Genomic DNA, 17,450 nt, shown 5'->3' with positions numbered 1-17,450 from the left:
ACGCCTATTGAAGCGGCGCGGCGGATATCAAGGAAGGACGCAGTTCCTCCCACTCCTTCAGTTTGGCCTGCCGGGTCAGAATATCTACGCGGTCCAGGAATATTCGCCCATACAAGTGGTCTGTTTCGTGCTGGATGATTCGCGCCAGCAAGTCGCGGGCCTCGAAATCGAGCGCGTTGCCCGAAGGATCGGATGCCCGGACACGAATCCGGGTGGCCCGTTGCACGGGGGCGTAAATCTGCGGCAAACTCAAGCAGCCCTCGTCGACGGTCTCATTGCCTTCCATATCGAGGATTTCGGGATTCACCAGGCAGAGGGGCTCGGATTCAGGGTCATGGCAGACGAAGAAGCGCTGGGGGATGCCCACCTGGGGGGCAGCCAAACCCACGCCTTCGTTTTCATACATGGCCTTGAACATGTCGGCGGCGAGCATCTCGAGCTTCGGCCCGAAGTCCTCGACGAGAGCCGCTGTTCCTTGCAGGGGTTCGTCTGGATATAGGACGATGTTCATGCTTTATAACGTCCTCCGGCACACAATGTTATCACATCCCGCACTGGACTGGCAAACCGTGTGTGAAGGCATGTGCTCTGTCAGGGCGTCATCGAATACTGTCGCACTGTAAACACTTCGCGAGCTCAGATAAATCCTGCGAAACCATCGAGGCCGCGCGTCGGAACGGATATCAAGGCGCTTGCGGGACCGCCGGCTGCAGCTCCACACTCGGGGGGTTGTTTTGCGTTTCAGAAGCCTCGCTGGCCGCCATGGCGGCGCTCCCTTCACCACCCGGCAGCGCGGAGGCCTGCGGTTCGAGCCGGATCAGCATGGGGTCGAGAGGCTCGAGGGTTATTGGAAACCGGACATCGCGGCCTCGAATGACGTCGCGCCCCTGACGCGAGCCCCCAAAGAGGTATGTTCGAACCGGTTCTTTTCTGAGATTGATCACATAGAGGTATTCCTGCCCCTCGCACTCGGTATACCGGCTCTTGACTCCTTCCAGGGGATAGCCGTACTTGTTGGTCGTGCGGGGAATGGACGGGAATATGCCGAACTCGTAGGCGGCATCCAGCGCCTGCAGGTAGACCGTTGGCGTGTCGGACGCTCTCATGAAGATGGTGCGGTCCGTTTGTGAAATGACTTCGTGCCGGGAACCGCCGTTGGGCGTGTACGGTGCGGGACGGCCGCTGCGGACGACGGTTCCGCCGGCCTGTGCGTAAGCGTCGAGCGCCTGGAAGGTTTCATCGGCGATAGCAGGTACCTCCGGCATGACCAACACCACCACATTCTCAAGGCCGGCCGGATTACACTCGTCTTCGGTTATGAACCGGACGGGAAAACCGAAGAACGCGCACCCTTCATACACGCGCTGCACCGAATCCAGAAACGTGTCACCGTCACGGTAGATTTTAGAGGACATGCTCCAAAGCACCGCTATGGGCGCGTCCGCGCGTTGAAACGCCGTTACGATGTCCCCCAGCCGGTTGATGTCGATGCAGGCGGTGGCCAACCCTTCCAGGCTTCCCGGGCTTTGCCACACGCTGCCCGGGGCCACCGCGCAGCCATTCACGCCCGCAATAGCGGCTTCCCACATGGCCGAATGCACGTAGCGCGAGGCGCCTTCCTCATCGGGGATAGAAGCAAGGTCGAAATCAGCATCGAGGACAACCAGCGGCTTCCCCGGAGCCAGCGAGCGAAGAAGACGATACAAGATCTCGGGTCTGGGAAACGGGAGCGCATACGCCGGGGCGCCAGCCGCGTAGTCCGCGGTACATGCCGCAACTGCGCCAACACCTGCCAGCATTTCCTGATCAATGCCGGTTCGCGCCTCACCGGGCTCGAAAACGGTGTCTGGCAACGTTACCTGTTTGGGGATGCCCGGGAGAAACTGGTCCGCGTATCCTGCGAGCCACGCGAAGTGGCTCGAGACCATATGCTGGTGCCACGATTGCCAGTCGTATTGATACGACGCCCGGGTGTAATCCCACATGATCTCGATCTCGTCGAGGGAGCGCAGCCGGGTCCGCCACACGCGATTGACGAGGCGGCGGTCCCCTTCATACTTGCGCGCTACGGCCTCGATAAACTGTTCCCGGACGGCTTTGGTCTCCCAACGGAATCCCGGCTCGTAAGCCAGGCTTATTCCATTCACCGAAGGATGCTTTGTGATGACGGGGGCCAGCGCTTGGATCTGCCGCTCGCAAATGGCGCGCGCCTGGCCCGGGTCAAGCGGGCGCGCCGGTCCACCGCTTCCCGAGGGACTGTCGGAATCGACGGCATGGGCATTGAGCCACGGAGGCGCCGTTTCGGTTCTCAATCCCACGGTAACACCGATCCCCGACGTGTCTGCCGTTGCAAGGTACTCTCCGACCCGTGACAACAACTCCTGGTTCACTTGGGCATCCAGCAGGAGTTCGGCAGGAGATGCGTCGATACCGGCGAAATTCAGGCCATACCGCTTCAGCCCGGCAAGGGAACGAGGCTCCATGGCAGAGTCATGCAAGCCAAACAAGAAGACCGGCTCTTGCGAAGAATAGAACGTCCCGTCGCGTGTTTCCAATGCGGTAGGTGAAGGGGGCCGGACCGGCGCCTCGACGTCCGGCAGGAGAGGAGCAAAGGTAATCAATGCTCGCGCCGAGTCCGATGCCGTCCGGGCAAAGTCTGCCAGCGCTGACGCCCGAGGCCAGTCACCTTGCTCCAAGAGTTCTTCGGCGCGTTGCAAGGCGTCCGCCGCGATCGCGGCCCGAACCACGCTATAGGTCGGAACGTCGGCGTTGAGGGCGCGCTGCATGCTGTCGTCAAGCGCAGTCATGGTCCGGGACAGGTCCTCGCACTCTTGCGCGAGCCGGCCATAGGTGCATTTCTGGAGCACGACTTCGCGCCAGGCAACGTCCGCATCACGGGCATGCACGACAACGAGCCGAACCCGATAGGCGCCGTCGCTGACATTCGCGAGAGGCCATGTAAACGACGAATTGTGGGTTCCTTCTCCCCCTTCAAGCGGGGTAGTTCCTTCGAAGAGCAGCGCGTTCGCACCGTCAAAAACATACAACGCTATGCGCGGGTCTGAGAGACCTTCAGTCAAGCTCACTTGGCAGGGGATCGTCAGGGCGTCGCCGGGTGATACAACGTCTTCAAGCAGAAAACGCGCCTGGGCCTGGGGCGCATCTTCGTATGCCGAGGGACGTACCCAGACGCGCACGCCCGAAGAAGCCGCGGCCGGTTCGTTCTCGGCCGCAAGCGAGGCCAAGGTGAGAACTGAACATAAACACAAAACGGAAATCACATACCGGAACGGTATTGGACGGCAGCATGGCATTGGCTAGTCCTCTCGGGGCACAGTAGAATCAAACGGATATCGAGTCTGCACATTCTAGAGCTAACGCGTCAGCGTGTCAAAGTGGATAACGGATGGCCAAGGCGCTTCGTTGACGCAGCAAAGGTCTGCGGGAAAAATCGTTGGGAAGGAGGGTGAATTGCCTGATGGACAAAGACTTATGAGCCGTACGCGCCGCAAATAAATCAATAAAGTAACGGATCTCGCGTCCTGTGGTACACTTTTTGGGGAGCGCTTTCTGCATCTTGGGGGAATTTGCAGGAACCTTTGCAGGTTGGAGGGTATTGTAGACAAAGAAGTGGAGGCGGTGTCTGTTCAGGGGCATCGCACAGTTGAATGAGGCCGGTCTTCGGTAAAAGAAGTTGAATTTCCGGGTCGATGATTGTGGGGACGGGAATCAGCGCCCGGGTAATTTCTTGACAAGAATGCGCCTCACCGCTAGTATTGGGGAGGTTTCGAGCTCAACTCCGTCCGCAGCGAGCGCTTTTGGGGGAAGAGTATTCGGTCAATAGAATCACCCAAGTGCTAGAAAAGAAAAGGTAGGAGAATCATGGGCAGGTTTTCGTGTAGAGTAGTGGCAACGGGGTTCTTGGTGGCTGTTTGTGCCGCATATGTTGCTGCCTATTCGATCGACGAGAAGCAAGTGGACCCTCAGAAGATATACTGGGGACTGCCAAGTGGGTTCGAGAAGCCGGGCGAAGTTCGGTATCAGGACATTGTGACAGAAACGCCTGAATACAAAGAGCTTAAGGATAAGAAGATCGAGCGCGGCACCGGGCGTTACTGGATTTTAATCAGCCAGGCAAGCGATCGGGCTGTTCGGACCATCGCCCAGGTGGGGGCAGAGTCCGAGTACGACCTGATAGCAGCTGAGGGGTACCTTGGCAGCTTGGAGCCGGCAATTCCGGCGGACGACATTACCGAACTCGTCATTAAGACGATGGAACAGAACCAAAAGAAGGCCAGCAACCGATAGGAGCTAGAGGGAGACACTTCCCGTCCAGGCAACCGGCTTGCTGAAGGGACAGGGGTGGCTCTTGCGAGAAGCCAGCTATGCAACGTGCACGCATGACCGCCAAAATCCTTGTGTTAGTATGCCTTGCGGGATTCTTCTTACAGCTTCCGGGGTGCACTACCCCGTCAAGCAACGTCCCGATGACGGCCACTCCGGTGACCAAGAACCGCATCCTCGAAGAAGGGTCGGCCGACAAGCAGGTAGAGGAAGCCCGCCGGATGATCGAGGCGGGCGACTACAACATAGTCATTCCCCGGCTGCTTCAGGTGATTCAGAAGTACCCGTATTCGGATGCTGCGATGGACGCCCGGTATTGGCTTGCGGTGTCTTATTACAACATTAAGAGTTATCGAGACGCCATCAACCTGTTTGACGAATACCTGCATGAATCGCCTCATGGGCGTTACGCTGAAGAAAGCGCCCAGCGCATCGCGGAGCTTCGTAAGGAGTACACGGAGGAGTTCGGCTCACCGGATCAGCTTGATACGGCGATCACGGGACTGTGGAACACGGTCAAGGAAGAGCCCACAAACTACAAGGCGAAGTGGGAATTGGCGGACTTGCTTTGGAAGCGCGGTGACTATGATATGGCAGGCGAGATGTATGCCAACATCATCGAGAAGTATCCGACCTATGCAACGGACGTTCGCTTGAAAGACCGTATCGAGTTCAAGCCGGATGGCAGCTATACGCTATTGACGCCGGAAGAGAGAGAGAAACGGGCTGTTGAGCAGGAACCCCTGGTCATTACGAATTTGAACGATTTCCGGGCGGGCACGGATATTGGCGCCGGCGAACGGTCGTATTACCGGGGGCAAGACTATTACGTGGTTACGGGACAGGCACACAACCGCGGCGACAGCGTCTTGTATGGCGTGCAGGTGAATGTGACGGTGTTCGGCTTCGGCAACATGATTTACGACACCAGCACAGTCAATATCGGGCGGCTGAACCCGGGCGAAGCACGGGCGTTTGTGGTGCGATTCAGCATCTTTGATGATATCGAGAATGTAACACGGTACGAGGCTATCGGAACATTTCAACGGTAGGTCAGCAATGCGAAAACGGTATCTATTTGGTTTTGTCATTCTTGCGTTGGGGCTGATCGCGCCGGCAGTGTCCGTTGGGCAAGAGGCCGCGGCGCCCCCGGCCCCGGAAGCGGCCCCAGCGGCCCCGGCCCCAGAAGCAGCTCCAGCGGCCCCGGCGCCGCCGCCACCGCCACCGCCCGATATAGAGGCGCCCAAGCAGGTGAATGTCTCCTGCAAGGTGGTGGAATTCCAGACGACAAAGAGCGTTGAGACGGGTTTCAGCGCTTTCTTTGCGCGCCGAAACAAGGAGCGCCTCTATGGACGGGTCACAAGCGGCAACGGCGCCATTCGGACCGCGGATTTGACGTTTCCAACGGATTCGGGAACGCGCTTGGAAGGGTTGACGGTGTTCCTGGACAATATTTCCACGAACTACGGCGACATCGAGATGGTGTTGCAGGCGTTGGTGGATGAGAACCGGGCGTACATTCTGTCGCGTCCCAAAGCTATGGTCATGATTGGGGCGGAACGGCCGGGCACGGTCATCAAAACGGTGCGGGAAATCCCGTATGAGGATACGACGGTTGTAGGCGCCACGGTGGTACAAGCCACGTCATTCCGGGACACGGGAGTGGCATTGACCTTGAAAGTCCCTAAGGTGACGGACGACGACGGCAACTGGGCCACCTTGGAAGACACGTACATCAATCTCGAAGTTGCAGCCGAAGTGAAGGAGCTGGGCAACCGCATCGTCATCGCCCTGGATGACAGTCTATCGGGTGGCACTCAGATCACAGCGCCAGTGTTCATCACTCGCAGCATCATGACGAGCGTCTGGGTGCGCCATGGCCAGGTATTGGTCTTGGGCGGGCTATATCGCAATACCCGTCAGAAGAGCCTCGAGACGGTTCCCTGGCTGACGCAGGCTGAGGATGCCGCGGTCGGGTTGGCGGAGACGTTCGTCCCCGGTAATCTCATCGGAGCGCCTATTTCGGCCACGGTGGGACACCGAGAGACCGATGAAGGCCGGCGCGAACTCGTGTTTTTCATCAAGTCCGAGGTATGGCGACCGTCCTTCCTTGTGGCCGACGAGCACGGGTTTGTGGGCCTTGAGGAAGACACGAGCAACAAGGTATCGCCAACGGGATTGTTGACGGACATTCTCGAGGGGGTGTCGGAGATCCCCCAGAGCCTCGGCGAAGCCATCACCGGCGGCCCCACGGAAAAGGGGATTGAGGCCGATCTGAAAATGGAGGAAGACAAATAATGGCTATCCAACGGGTTCTGCCAGCGCTCGCACTCTTCGGTATCCTGGCAGGCATCGCGCTTGCAGGCGAGGAAACCCCTCCGCCGCCGGTTGAACCGCCTCCAGCGCCGCAACAAGTGGAGCCGATACGCCAGGTGCAGATCCAGGTATGGATCAGCGAGACAACGGAAGACGGGTTGCGGGATATCGGCACTAACCTCGACTACACCCGGTTTGTCCGGGACATCGAGAACAATGGCACAGTTGAACGTATCTCGACGCGCGTTTTCGACCCGACTTCGTACCAGGTGACGCTTCCTGTGCCCGACACGAATCCTTACCGCGACAACGTGCGCATAACGCCGGATTATCCCAGCAGTGTTGCCACGGGCAACGTGTTGGAGAATGGCGGGATCACGACCCAAAGCGGCGCGGGAGTCACCTTCAGCATCATCGACAGCGGCACGGGGACGATAGACGGGATCGTTCGCGGAATTGAGCAGAAATCGGATGGGGACTTGATCTCGAAGCCGGAGCTGCTGGTAGTCGAGAACGGCGTGGCGGACATTCACGCGGGTGAAGAGGTGCCGTACCAGTCGCTTATTTATCAGAAAGGCCGCGCGCAGCTGCAAGTGACGTGGCGGCAAGTGGGCGTGAATCTCGGGATACAGCCGACGGTGCTCGGCGACGACATGATCGAGATAAACCTGTCGAAACTGAATGTGGTAGACCAGCTGCCATCGAGTCCGATCCGGGGTATTGATCTTCCCGTATTCGCGACGCGCGAACAGACCGGCCAGGTGCTGGTGCCCAATGGCCAGACGCTGGTGGTCGGCGGGCTTTCGTCGCGCAACGTGTTCAAGACGGAACGGCGTGTTCCTTTGCTTGGCCGAGTGCCGGTATTGGGCGCCTCTTTCCGTGGCCGGCGGGTCGAGGCACAGAATTCACACTTGCTGATTTTCCTGTCTCCGACGATTGTGGATCTTCGAAATCTCCGGCCGGAAGCTATCAGCGCACTGAACTTCTGGCGCGAGGAGAAATGGAAGAATCTCGACCGCATCGAGCAGGAAATCGAGATCATGGAAGACGAATTGTAGGCATTTGTCTGGCCTTTGAAACGGCACCGGCAGGCACGTTTTCGGATGGGCGTGCCGGTTTTGTCTGTAGACCCCATAACTCTGGAACGCGGCGCCTTGAAGGTTGAATTCTGCGGTCCAGCCCGCGCATGATCCCGTCTACATGAAGGCATTCATCACAAGATTCGGGTTGCCGTTGTTAAGCGGCGCCATGTTGGCAATGTGCTTCCCCGCCTGGCATGTGTATTTTCTTGCGTGGGCGGCGCTGACGCCGCTTCTCTTTGCATGCAGGAACGCAACACCCAAGGAGGCGGCATGCCGTTTTTTCCTGGCCGGCTGGCTTTTTCACAGCATAGTGTTCCAATGGCTGCTGACGAACTTCTTCTGGGCGGGGGGCTGGGCTTTCTGGGGACAGCAAGCGGTCTGCGTGATTATGGCGGCGTATTGGGCCGTGACGGGGCTGCTGTGGGCATGGATGCGGCGGCGCCTGCCGTGGTTTCCGGCGGCGTTGTCGCTGATGCTGCTTTGGATGGGCATGGAGTACGCGCAAGGACGTCTGTTCACCGGATTTGGCTGGAGCAGCCTTGGCTACTCGCAGGGCAAGGATCTTGCCTTTCTTCAGTTGGCGTCGCTTGGCGGAACAAGCCTTCTTGCGGGGATTCTGGTTGCGTTTAACGCGCTGTTGGCGGAGACGGTCTATCTTAGCCGTCTGCGTGTTGCGCGCGGAGCCGTCGCGTTGACCTTGCTGGTCGGCGCCCACGGGGCGGGCCTGCTTCTGCTTGAGCCGGCAGTCTATGCTTCTCCTCCCTTCCGCGTGGGTGTGTTTCAATCCAATTTCCCGCTTGAAATGAAATGGGACCCCGAATACACGGTAGAAATGGTCCGCAATGCGGCCGAGAAATCGCGAAAACTCGCCGAAAACGAGCCGGTGGACCTCTTTGTATGGCCAGAGACGCTGGTAATGGACGAGTTTACCATTCCCGAGCTCTTCGAGCCCATGGAGAATCTGACGCAGACAACGGGGGCCGCGCTGTATACGGGTTCGCAACGGACCGATACGGAAACGGGCCGGTTTCGGAACTCGAGTTTCCTGGTTTCGGGCGATGGCACGGTACAAGGCTATTACGACAAGATTCATCTGGCGCCCTTTGGCGAGTATGTGCCCTTTGGCGAGTACCTGCCGATTGTTCAGACGATGGTGCCCATTATCAGCGACGTGGAACCTGGAGATGAGGTGCGGGTATTCCCTGTCAGGGAGCGCACGCTTGGCCCGCTCATCTGTTTCGAGGTGTTGTTTCCCGAGATGAGCGAGACGTTGCGGCGCAAAGGAGCGGATTTCCTCGTGGTGATTACGAATCTTGGGTGGTTCGGGGCCAGCAACGCCCTGGAGCAAGAACTCGAACAGGCGCGTTTGCGGGCGGTTGAGACCCGGCTGCCGCTTGTGCACAGCGCCAACACCGGCATTTCCGGGGTATTTGATCCGTGGGGCCGGTTCACCGGAATGAATGCGATTGTAACGTCGTATGGTACATTTCACCGGTTGAGCGGCGATTTGCCCCCTCGGGAGACGAAGCGTTACCGGTGTCTGGGTGCAATGCCTCTCGCCGAGCCGGGAGAACGGCCAGCGCCTTGGGCGCCACATCGCATCCCTCAGGCATCGGTGTTGGCAAGCGGGCTGCTGCTGCTCCTGGCACTGATAAACAAGCCGCGTGCGGAAGCGAATCCCCAATGATCACCCGGCGAAGGGTTGGGGGACCATGAGCCTCCATAGAAACAAGTCAACGCGTCTGAGCGCGCGGTTTGCGTCGATCTTTGCGGGGGGCACGATGCTCAGCCGCGTCCTCGGCCTGGTGCGGGACATGGTGGTGGGCGCCCTTGTCGGCGTAGGTTCGCGAGACGCCTTCATCCTCGCGTTCAAACTGCCCAATATGCTGCGTGACATGCTCGGAGAAGGCGCGCTGAATGCGGCCTTTGTGCCGGTGTTCTCGAAATCGCTCGAGAGAGAGGGCAAGGAGGCGTTCAACGAACTCGTTTCGGCGGCAATGTCTTCGATGCTGGTCGTGTTGCTGGTATTGACCGCGGCAGGCTCGATCCTTGCCCCGCAGTTATTGAGCGGCCTGAACGCGCTGAAACCGATAACGGGCGGAGTGACGCTTTCGGCGCAGGAACTGGAACTTATCAGCACGCTTACGCGCTGGACCTTCCCTTACTTGTTCTTCATCGGCATGGCGGTGTTTGCGATGGGGCCTCTATATACGATAAGGCACTATGCGACGCCCTCGTGGTCCCCTGCGTTGTTGAACGTTGCTCTAATCCTGTGTTGTCTGGCATTCCGGAACGCGTTTCCGGACCCGGCCTACGCCCTGGTTCTCGGAGTATGGCTGGGAGGCGTGGCGCAACTGGCGGTCCTGTATGCGGCGCTCGGCAGAAGGACAGGGGTGTGGCTTCCGAACTTCAAACTCCGCCATGCCGGCGTATGGAAAGTCTATGGGCTGATGATGCCCGTACTTGTGGGCCAGGCGGCGGGCGAAGTGAATAAGCTTGTCGACGTTCTGTTCGCCCGGTCTTTGGACGAAGGCATTGTGAGCGCGTTTTATTATGCCAACCGTTTGATTCAGTTGCCGCTGAGCATGTTCGGATTTGCCGTAGCGGTAGCCATCCTTCCGTTGCTGTCGCAAGCGGCGGCACGAAACCGCGCAAAGGAAATTCGCGACACGTTGATGACCGGTTTCCGCCAGAGCTTCTTCTTGGTGCTTCCATGCATGCTGGGTCTGGTTTTCTTCGGGAAACCGCTCATACAGCTGTTGTTTGAGCACGGCGACTGGACGCCCGAGCAGACGGAACTGACCGTCGGGGCGATGACGGTCTATGCGCTGGGATTGCTGTCGTTTGCATGGGTTAAGGTGGGTGTGACGGGGTTTTTCTGTGTGGCCGACACGAAAACGCCCGTGATCGTTGCCAGCGCGAGCATGATACTCAACATCCTGTTGAACATCGCGCTGGTGCGCCCCCTCGGCTACCGCGGCCTGGCGTTGGCGACTGACATATCGTATACGGTGAATTTCGCGGCGCTGTATTACTTCCTGGTGAGGCGTCATGGCCCGCTCTGGGACAGCGCGTTCCTGACGTCACTGCTCCGCATGACCGTGGCGGGCGCGGTTATGACGGCCGCGGGATACGCCGCATATGCGAAAACGGCCCAGATTTGGCCGTCGGATTCGACCCCGGCCCATTTGGCGGCAGTCGTCGCATTGCTGGTGTCGGCCTCTGCAGCTTACCTGGGCGCCTGCTACGTGCTTCGGGTGGAAGAGATCGGTGATTTCGCGGACATGCTGCGGCGCAAATCCCGGAGTGAGCGTCCGTAAGAGCTGCTGCGCGAATCAGAAACACCCCCGTCCGGGTTTGGGAAGGGGGTGTTTTGAGACGGACCGGCGGAAACCGGACCGGCTATTCCTGCTTTTCACACCGTTCGCCGCAGTCTTCCTGGGACAGAACGCCGTCGCCGTTGGCATCGAACCGGTCAAAGGCCGCCCGAGGAAATCCGGGTTTCATTGCCGTAGCCTCTTCGTAGGTAACCTTCTTGTCGCCGTTGGAATCAGCCTGCAGCATTTTGTGGACTATTGCGGCACGGTCCGGACGGCGGCCTTCGGCGCCTGCCGGGGCCGTAGCAGCGCGGTCGGCCTGGCTGAGGATTCCGTCACCGTTCTGATCCAGTTGCGCGAAGCGCTCCTTGGTGAGCTTGGGCATTTTCGCCTGTAGTTCCTCGAACGTGATTTGCTTGTCGCCGTTGGTGTCGGCCTGCAGCATTTTGGGGACTATTGCGGCACGGTCCGGACGGCGGCCTTCGGCGCCTGCCGGGGCCGAAGCAGCGCGGTCGGCCTGGTTGAGGATTCCATCGCCGTTCTGATCCAATTGCGCGAAGCGCTCCTTGGTGAGCTTCGGCATTTTCGCCTGTAGTTCCTCGAACGTGATTTGCTTGTCGCTGTTGGTGTCGGCCTTGGCGAACAGCTTGGGCAAATCAAATTTGGCGGGGCCGCCAACGTTTCTATCTGCTTGAGAGATGACCCCGTCATTGTTGCGATCAAGGGTTTTGAACCGTTCGCGGCTGACCTGGGGCGCCACGGCGGCGATTTCTTCGAATGTGACCTCGCGATTGCCGTCTTTGTCCGCTTCCTGCAGCAAGGCTTTCACGCGCATTCTTGGCGCTATGGGATTCGCAGGATTGGCAGGCGCTTCGGAACTGTCGGCCGATGCGAAGTCTTCACGGCTGATAAAGCCATCCCCGTTTCGGTCACGCTTGTTGAAACCGCTCTTGCCAGCTTCAGGGAAAGCGGCAGTGAACTCTTCCGGGGTGAGCTTGTTGTCTCCATTGGTGTCGGCACTCTTAAGCTTCGCTATTTCTTCGGCGTTGGGCGCTCCGACGGCGCAAAGGGCGCAGCTCACAGTGAAAACCGCGCATACCAGGATGGTTGTCCAGATGTTATTCCGCATGTTTGGCTCCTTGTGCAGGGTCGGCGTCTTTTGGTTTTTTCCCTGCCTTGCCCGCCTTCCCGCGCTTGTGACCTCGACATTGGAACCGTCAGAAGGCGATTGGTTGTTGTTTGCGGCTCCCATTACACCGGGTTGAACACCAAGAACCCGGTTTCGGTTCCTTACGCTGGGCAAGAGGCAGGCGGCCGGATGGCCCGAACTCTGGCGCGACAATGCGTTCAGCGAGAATATAGCATATTTGCCGCAGTGCGCTTGTATTCCCGGGTAGGATGGCATAAAATAGCGTAGATGACGGACATAAGACCACCGTATCAGTGTTGGTAAGCGCCGCGCGATAACATGATGACGAGAGACTGAACGAAGCGTAGCACTATCAATGGGTTAGGTACTGTGTCCTTTTGACGGGATCGTGCTTTCGTGCTAAGGTTTCGTTTGAGAGTCAAGATGTGAGGTCGGTTGGCTTCATCCGAGAAGTTTCGATTCGAATTGCACACTATGGTGGCTCGTTGGGCTAAGCCCGGGGAGGGGAGTAGTGGCGAAGTTCGATTACAAAGCAATCGACGGAGAGGGCAACGAAACGTCGGGAGTTATTGAGGCCGAGACGGAAAATGATGCTCTCAATCAGATCGGCCGGCAGGGATTGTATGTAACGTCTATTCATAAGGCGCATATCGGAACTCTGCTGCGTCAGCGGTGGACGGAACAGAAGGAATTGCGCCGGAAGTACGTGGAACAGAAGCGTGTCCAGGCGCGGCAAAGGCATCCCAGGCAACGTCTCGTCGTCCGTTACAAGGATGGCAGGATACAGTACGGTGTGTGTTTCGCGTTGAACCCGCAGGACACAGGATTTCATTTGGATACCATGACGCGCGAAGGCGCAACAGTCGGAGAGACGATTCAGGTTCGGTTCAGTGAATTGAAAGCCGTGTTTCAGGTAAAGAGTTTTGACGGTCATTTCGACGCTCGCCAGAGATACCCCGAGTATCATCCGGAGGGCGGGGAACGCATTTGCGAGTTTGCAGATGGAGAATTCATACGCGGATTTACCTTGCATCCTTACGAGCCCGATGAGCAACGCTTTTTCTTGATTCCGACGGATTCTTCGAGCAACAACATATCGATACTCGTTGAGCGTTCTGCCCTGAAGCACGTGTATACGCCGGAAGAATATGAGCAACACCGCCTGAAGGAGATCGAAGAACGCGGCAAGGAAGACGCCACGGGAGACGTTACCCACGAGGAGTCAATGGGCGATTTCTATTTTGAGACGCGCAATTATCCGGCTGCACTTCAGCAATATACGGCGGCGACGAAAGCCCAGCCTCGTTCGGCCCGGCTTCGGAAGAAGATCTTGGCCACCGACTACAATATCGCCGTCCAGTTCATTAAGCGCCGTGATTACGAAAAGGCGCTGGCTGGCATGCAGAAGATACTCGAGACTGACCCCTCGAACCCGCACGCACGCAAGAAAGTGGCGCAGTTGCGTCGGATCATCGAGAAAGAGAAGTTCAAACAACCATCGGAGTAACGCTACTGCGCCCACAATGAAAGTATTTCCCCTCAAGGACGAGTAGATGCTAATTGCGATAATATCGGATCTTCACGCGAATCTCGAAGCGACCCAGGCTGTCTTTCAGCGGATAGACGATCGGAAACCTGACCGCATCATCTGTTTGGGCGATCTGACGGGTTACAATGCCAACCCCAATGAGGTGGTGGACATCGTTCGCGAGCGGGGGATTCCCACGATTATGGGCAATCATGACGCGGCGGTGTGCGGTCTCGAAGATCCCTGGTTCTTCCGGGCGGCCGCCAAGAAGGCCATCGAGTGGCAGTATGAGCAGATTCGCGACGATAATCGCCGTTGGCTGGCGAGTTGTCATGAGCAGATAGTGTTCAATTCCGACTGCCTGGGTGTGCACGGTTCGCCGAGCAACCGGGACGACTACATTATCGACTGGCTGGACGCGGTGCGGCAGTTGGAATATCTGAACGGCCGCGACATCAGCATATGTTTTTTCGGACATAGCCACCGGGCGTCTTTCTTCAGCGAAAAGGGCAACAGCACCAGCACGGTCCCGGATGGCGTGTGTCAACTCACCCCCATGAACCGGTATTTCATCAATCCGGGAGCCGTCGGGCAACCACGTGACCGTGATCCGCGGGCCGGGTTCGGTTTTTTTGACACCGACAGCCGCAGCTTCGAGTTCTGCCGGGTCGAGTATGACATCGATGCCTGCTCGCGCAAGATAATCGACGCCGGATTGCCGATCGAACTGGCCCGGCGGCTCTCCAAAGGCAAGTGAGTTCCCAGCGGTGACCGTCCGTGAGCAGATCGAGCAGCGGGAACGGGAGACTCTCAGCCCCTACGCGATGCTTGTAGCGAACAGCCGGGGGCGCGCCCACCCGGAGCCGGAACACGCGTTTCGAACCGCCTATCAACGGGATCGGGACCGCATCATCCACTCGAAAGCATTTCGCCGTCTGAAGCGGAAGACGCAGGTATTTCTTGCTCCGGAGCGAGATCATTACCGTACGCGCCTCACCCACACCCTCGAGGTTGCCCAGATTGGGCGAACGGTGGCGCGGGCGCTGTTTCTGAACGAAGACCTGACCGAGGCGATTGCGCTGGCGCACGATCTGGGCCACGCTCCCTTCGGTCACGCGGGCGAATTCGTCCTCAACGAACTGTATGCAGAGGGTTTCAATCATACCGCGCAAAGCCTGCGGATCGTTGAGAAGCTGGAAAAGACGCACCGGGGCCCGGGTTTGAACCTGACGTTCGAGGTGCGGGATGGAATAGCGAACCATTCGAAAGGGAAAGGGATCATCCTTGGCATGAAGGAGCCCGGCGCGGTCACTCTCGAGGGCGACATTGTGGCCGTATGCGACGCGGTGGCCTATATCAATCACGACATCGACGATGCCTTGCGCGGCGGCATCATTCGGACTTCTGACCTTCCCGGGGCCGCGGTTGAACATCTCGGTGACACGTCTTCTGAGCGCATCGACAGCATGGTTCTTGGCATTATCGAGGGGTCAAAGGAAGGGACCATCGACATCGCCCGGGATGTCCGCGAGAGCATGCGTACTTTGCGTGATTACCTTTACAACTACGTGTACCCATGTGAGACCATTCACCGGGAAATCGAGAACGCCAAGAAGGTCTTACGCGAACTCTATGCGTATTTGTTGAGCCACCCGCCCGAACAAGTGCGCTGCGAGGGGGATCCCACGGATTCCCTCGAGCGGAAGATTGTGGATTTCATTGCAGGCATGACGGACCCGTATGCGATGGAACTGTACACTCGTTATCTACTGCCCGCCGCGTGGAAGACATGAGCGCCGTTTGCCGTATGGCGGTAGTCGCGGGATCAGGCCTGGACCTGAGAAACATCCTCGACGAAGTTTGCTGGGAGAAACCCTTTGCCGTGTTTCCGGGCCTATCTCCAGCGGGTGTGGCAGGCCATGCGGGGACCTTCACTGAGGGCCTGTGCGGAGCCGTGCGCGTGATCGTGCAGCAGGGGCGGCGTCACTTCTACGAGGGATTGAAATTCGAGGAGGTGACCGCGACCGTGCGGGTACTGGCTTCGTTCGGCGTTGACCGGATCGTGTTCACCAATGCCGCAGGCGGCTTGAAGGCCGGGTTGGAGCCGGGGGCACTCATGGCGGCGGAATGCATCATGACATGGCCTTACCGCGGATGGCCGGATGCGCCCGGCGAAACCGTCCCGAACTGGCGCGTGCCGGAGTGCGAGGCCAGCGGCACATATGCATGGGTCCACGGGCCGAGTTATGAGACGCGGGCAGAGATAGCGGCGCTGCAACGGCAGGGGGCATGGGCGGTGGGCATGAGCACGGCGCCGGAGATAGTTGCTGCGCAAGGTCTGGGAATGCGGGCCGGGGCGATTTCCTGTATCACGAACACTTGCTGCCGCCGACAGCGCCTGACCCACGACGAGGTGCTCGACATAGGACAACACCATTCCGCGAGGCTCTGCGAACTATTGCGCCGCGTCCTGCCTGGCTTCGCGGAAGGCGACCAGAAAACAGACAGGCTTTTCTAACGGAGTGAAGGCGCCGTGGGCAAGGAGCCAGCCGGTCTATTCGTTGGCGCTTTTCTCGGGGCCACTTGCCAGGCGGCCGGCCATATCATCTCCCGTGATGGGCTTCGTTGGGCCGTAAAGGGAGATGTCGGAGGCATCGGCCGGTTCCCACGGCGTGACCTCGAGGGTCTTCTTGGACTCATTGGGGGCCGCGGCCGGGTCCGAAAAGACCAGGGCGGCATAGCTCACGGAGGACCCGCTCTCTCCCATTTCCTGCGCATGTGTCTGGTAATTGAGCAGATAGCCTTCGACCTGATTGGGCAGAAGCGCGATGAGTATCGCCAACGGCGCTGCGCCGTCGATGGGGTTGCGTGTCTTTTCGAGGTAATCCGCGAAACCTTCAAGATCACGATTGAGGATAAAGTGCAGGGCCTGCTTGTCTAGCCATTCTATGCCCTCCGTTTCGTTTTCCTTGAACGGAGTGTATCCATAGCGCTCCCCGTAGTACGTCAAGTTGGAGCTTATGACAATGAGGGTTCGGTCGTCTACAATACGTTGCAGAACGTCGGCGATGGATTTGATGGCGGTGGTGCGCAGGCGGCCGTTGGAGTCCATCAAGTCGCCTACAACGATGGGAACGAGTTCGAAGTTGCCCAACTGAACCTGTAGAAACGGCAATAACAGCTCGATGCCATGTTCCGTCTCGTGAATGGCGACGCGCTTGTTCCTCCCCATCCCGATATCCTTATAGAGGACGGTTTGCGACTCGATCAGAGACGACCAGGCTGCCCTTTTGCAGGCGGAACCATCCAGTTGCACAAGACCCAACGGCGTCGCGTAATACCGCACGATGGGAATGGAGCATCCCTGAAACCTGACCGTGTGCGAAGCGGTCAGCATCATCACGCGGTCATACTGGCCGGTCTTGAGCGGTTTGAACGCGTAGGCGGCAACTCCTCCAGAATTGGGGTAGCCGGCGTTGGGCGCAACGCAGGCGACAATCCTCCCGCGAACCGGCATGGGCATCTGGGCTTCGTTCAGGTACTGTTCGCACGCCGCGCGGACCGCTTCGGCAGTGGCGGGATACCAGTATCCCCGGAAGAGAGGCAGCCGAACCTGGCTGACCGCGGCCCCCAAGGCGGCAAGGGCGGCAAGGCAGAAGACGAGCATCCACCCCAATCGAACCGTTCGAGCTGTTCTTCTCACTTTTCGTCTC

The 17,450-nt window shown here is 58.7% G+C and carries 14 protein-coding genes; 10 read left to right on the top strand and 4 right to left on the bottom strand.

The features are described 5' to 3' along the window. Positions 1-4: 4 nt before the first annotated feature. Both def and PLJ71_00245 read right to left on the bottom strand, forming a co-directional pair. Positions 5-511: a peptide deformylase gene (def, locus tag PLJ71_00250; GenBank protein HQM47080.1), complete on the bottom strand. Its 507-nt coding sequence runs from the start codon at positions 509-511 to the stop codon at positions 5-7. A 172-nt stretch (positions 512-683) separates the two neighbouring features. Then, entirely contained in the window at positions 684-3,197 is a 2,514-nt protein-coding gene (locus tag PLJ71_00245) for a hypothetical protein (protein ID HQM47079.1), read from the bottom strand. A gap of 685 nt (positions 3,198-3,882) precedes the next feature. Here PLJ71_00245 and PLJ71_00240 point away from each other — a divergent pair. From PLJ71_00240 to murJ, 6 genes are all read left to right on the top strand, one after another. Beyond that, positions 3,883-4,308 (top strand): hypothetical protein, encoded by a 426-nt coding sequence (locus PLJ71_00240; GenBank protein ID HQM47078.1) that lies wholly within the window; start codon positions 3,883-3,885, stop codon positions 4,306-4,308. A gap of 77 nt (positions 4,309-4,385) precedes the next feature. Continuing rightward, entirely contained in the window at positions 4,386-5,396 is a 1,011-nt protein-coding gene (locus PLJ71_00235; GenBank protein HQM47077.1) for a tetratricopeptide repeat protein, read from the top strand. Between the two features lie 199 nt (positions 5,397-5,595). Next, the gene (locus PLJ71_00230; GenBank protein ID HQM47076.1) at positions 5,596-6,642 is read left to right on the top strand and encodes a hypothetical protein; all 1,047 of its coding nucleotides are present in this window, start codon (positions 5,596-5,598) and stop codon (positions 6,640-6,642) included. Next, positions 6,642-7,718, top strand: coding sequence for a type II and III secretion system protein (locus tag PLJ71_00225; GenBank protein HQM47075.1), 1,077 nt, complete (start codon positions 6,642-6,644; stop codon positions 7,716-7,718). Before PLJ71_00230 ends, PLJ71_00225 begins: the two co-directional genes overlap by 1 nt. A 142-nt stretch (positions 7,719-7,860) precedes the next feature. Next, entirely contained in the window at positions 7,861-9,429 is a 1,569-nt protein-coding gene (gene lnt / locus PLJ71_00220) for an apolipoprotein N-acyltransferase (protein ID HQM47074.1), read from the top strand. Between the two features lie 25 nt (positions 9,430-9,454). After that, positions 9,455-11,062: a murein biosynthesis integral membrane protein MurJ gene (gene murJ / locus PLJ71_00215; GenBank protein ID HQM47073.1), complete on the top strand. Its 1,608-nt coding sequence runs from the start codon at positions 9,455-9,457 to the stop codon at positions 11,060-11,062. 82 nt (positions 11,063-11,144) lie between these two features. On the opposite strand, the gene PLJ71_00210 is transcribed toward murJ, so the two are convergent. Next, entirely contained in the window at positions 11,145-12,188 is a 1,044-nt protein-coding gene (locus tag PLJ71_00210) for a hypothetical protein (protein ID HQM47072.1), read from the bottom strand. Between the two features lie 532 nt (positions 12,189-12,720). Between PLJ71_00210 and PLJ71_00205 the strand changes: the two genes are divergently transcribed. Genes PLJ71_00205 through PLJ71_00190 form a run of 4 tightly spaced genes read left to right on the top strand, consistent with a single transcriptional unit; the run spans position 12,721 to position 16,255 of the window. Then, entirely contained in the window at positions 12,721-13,716 is a 996-nt protein-coding gene (locus PLJ71_00205) for a hypothetical protein (protein ID HQM47071.1), read from the top strand. A 46-nt stretch (positions 13,717-13,762) separates the two neighbouring features. Further along, complete coding sequence (locus PLJ71_00200) at positions 13,763-14,494, top strand: metallophosphoesterase family protein (protein ID HQM47070.1); 732 nt, start codon at positions 13,763-13,765, stop codon at positions 14,492-14,494. A 10-nt stretch (positions 14,495-14,504) separates the two neighbouring features. Continuing rightward, a complete protein-coding gene (locus PLJ71_00195) occupies positions 14,505-15,530 on the top strand; it encodes a deoxyguanosinetriphosphate triphosphohydrolase (GenBank protein ID HQM47069.1) in 1,026 nt (341 codons plus the stop codon). Next, a complete protein-coding gene (locus tag PLJ71_00190) occupies positions 15,527-16,255 on the top strand; it encodes a purine-nucleoside phosphorylase (GenBank protein ID HQM47068.1) in 729 nt (242 codons plus the stop codon). The genes PLJ71_00195 and PLJ71_00190 overlap by 4 nt, the downstream gene beginning before the upstream one ends. A gap of 36 nt (positions 16,256-16,291) precedes the next feature. Here the strand turns inward: PLJ71_00190 and amrB are convergent, their stop codons facing one another. Then, the gene (gene amrB / locus PLJ71_00185) at positions 16,292-17,440 is read right to left on the bottom strand and encodes an AmmeMemoRadiSam system protein B (protein ID HQM47067.1); all 1,149 of its coding nucleotides are present in this window, start codon (positions 17,438-17,440) and stop codon (positions 16,292-16,294) included. Between the last annotated feature and the right edge of the window lie 10 nt (positions 17,441-17,450).

The sequence above is a fragment of the Candidatus Hydrogenedentota bacterium genome, from assembly GCA_035416745.1.
Lineage (GTDB): Bacteria > Hydrogenedentota > Hydrogenedentia > Hydrogenedentales > SLHB01 > UBA2224.
Note: the sequence above shows the minus strand (reverse complement) of the source record. Positions and strands in the feature narration are given on the sequence as shown.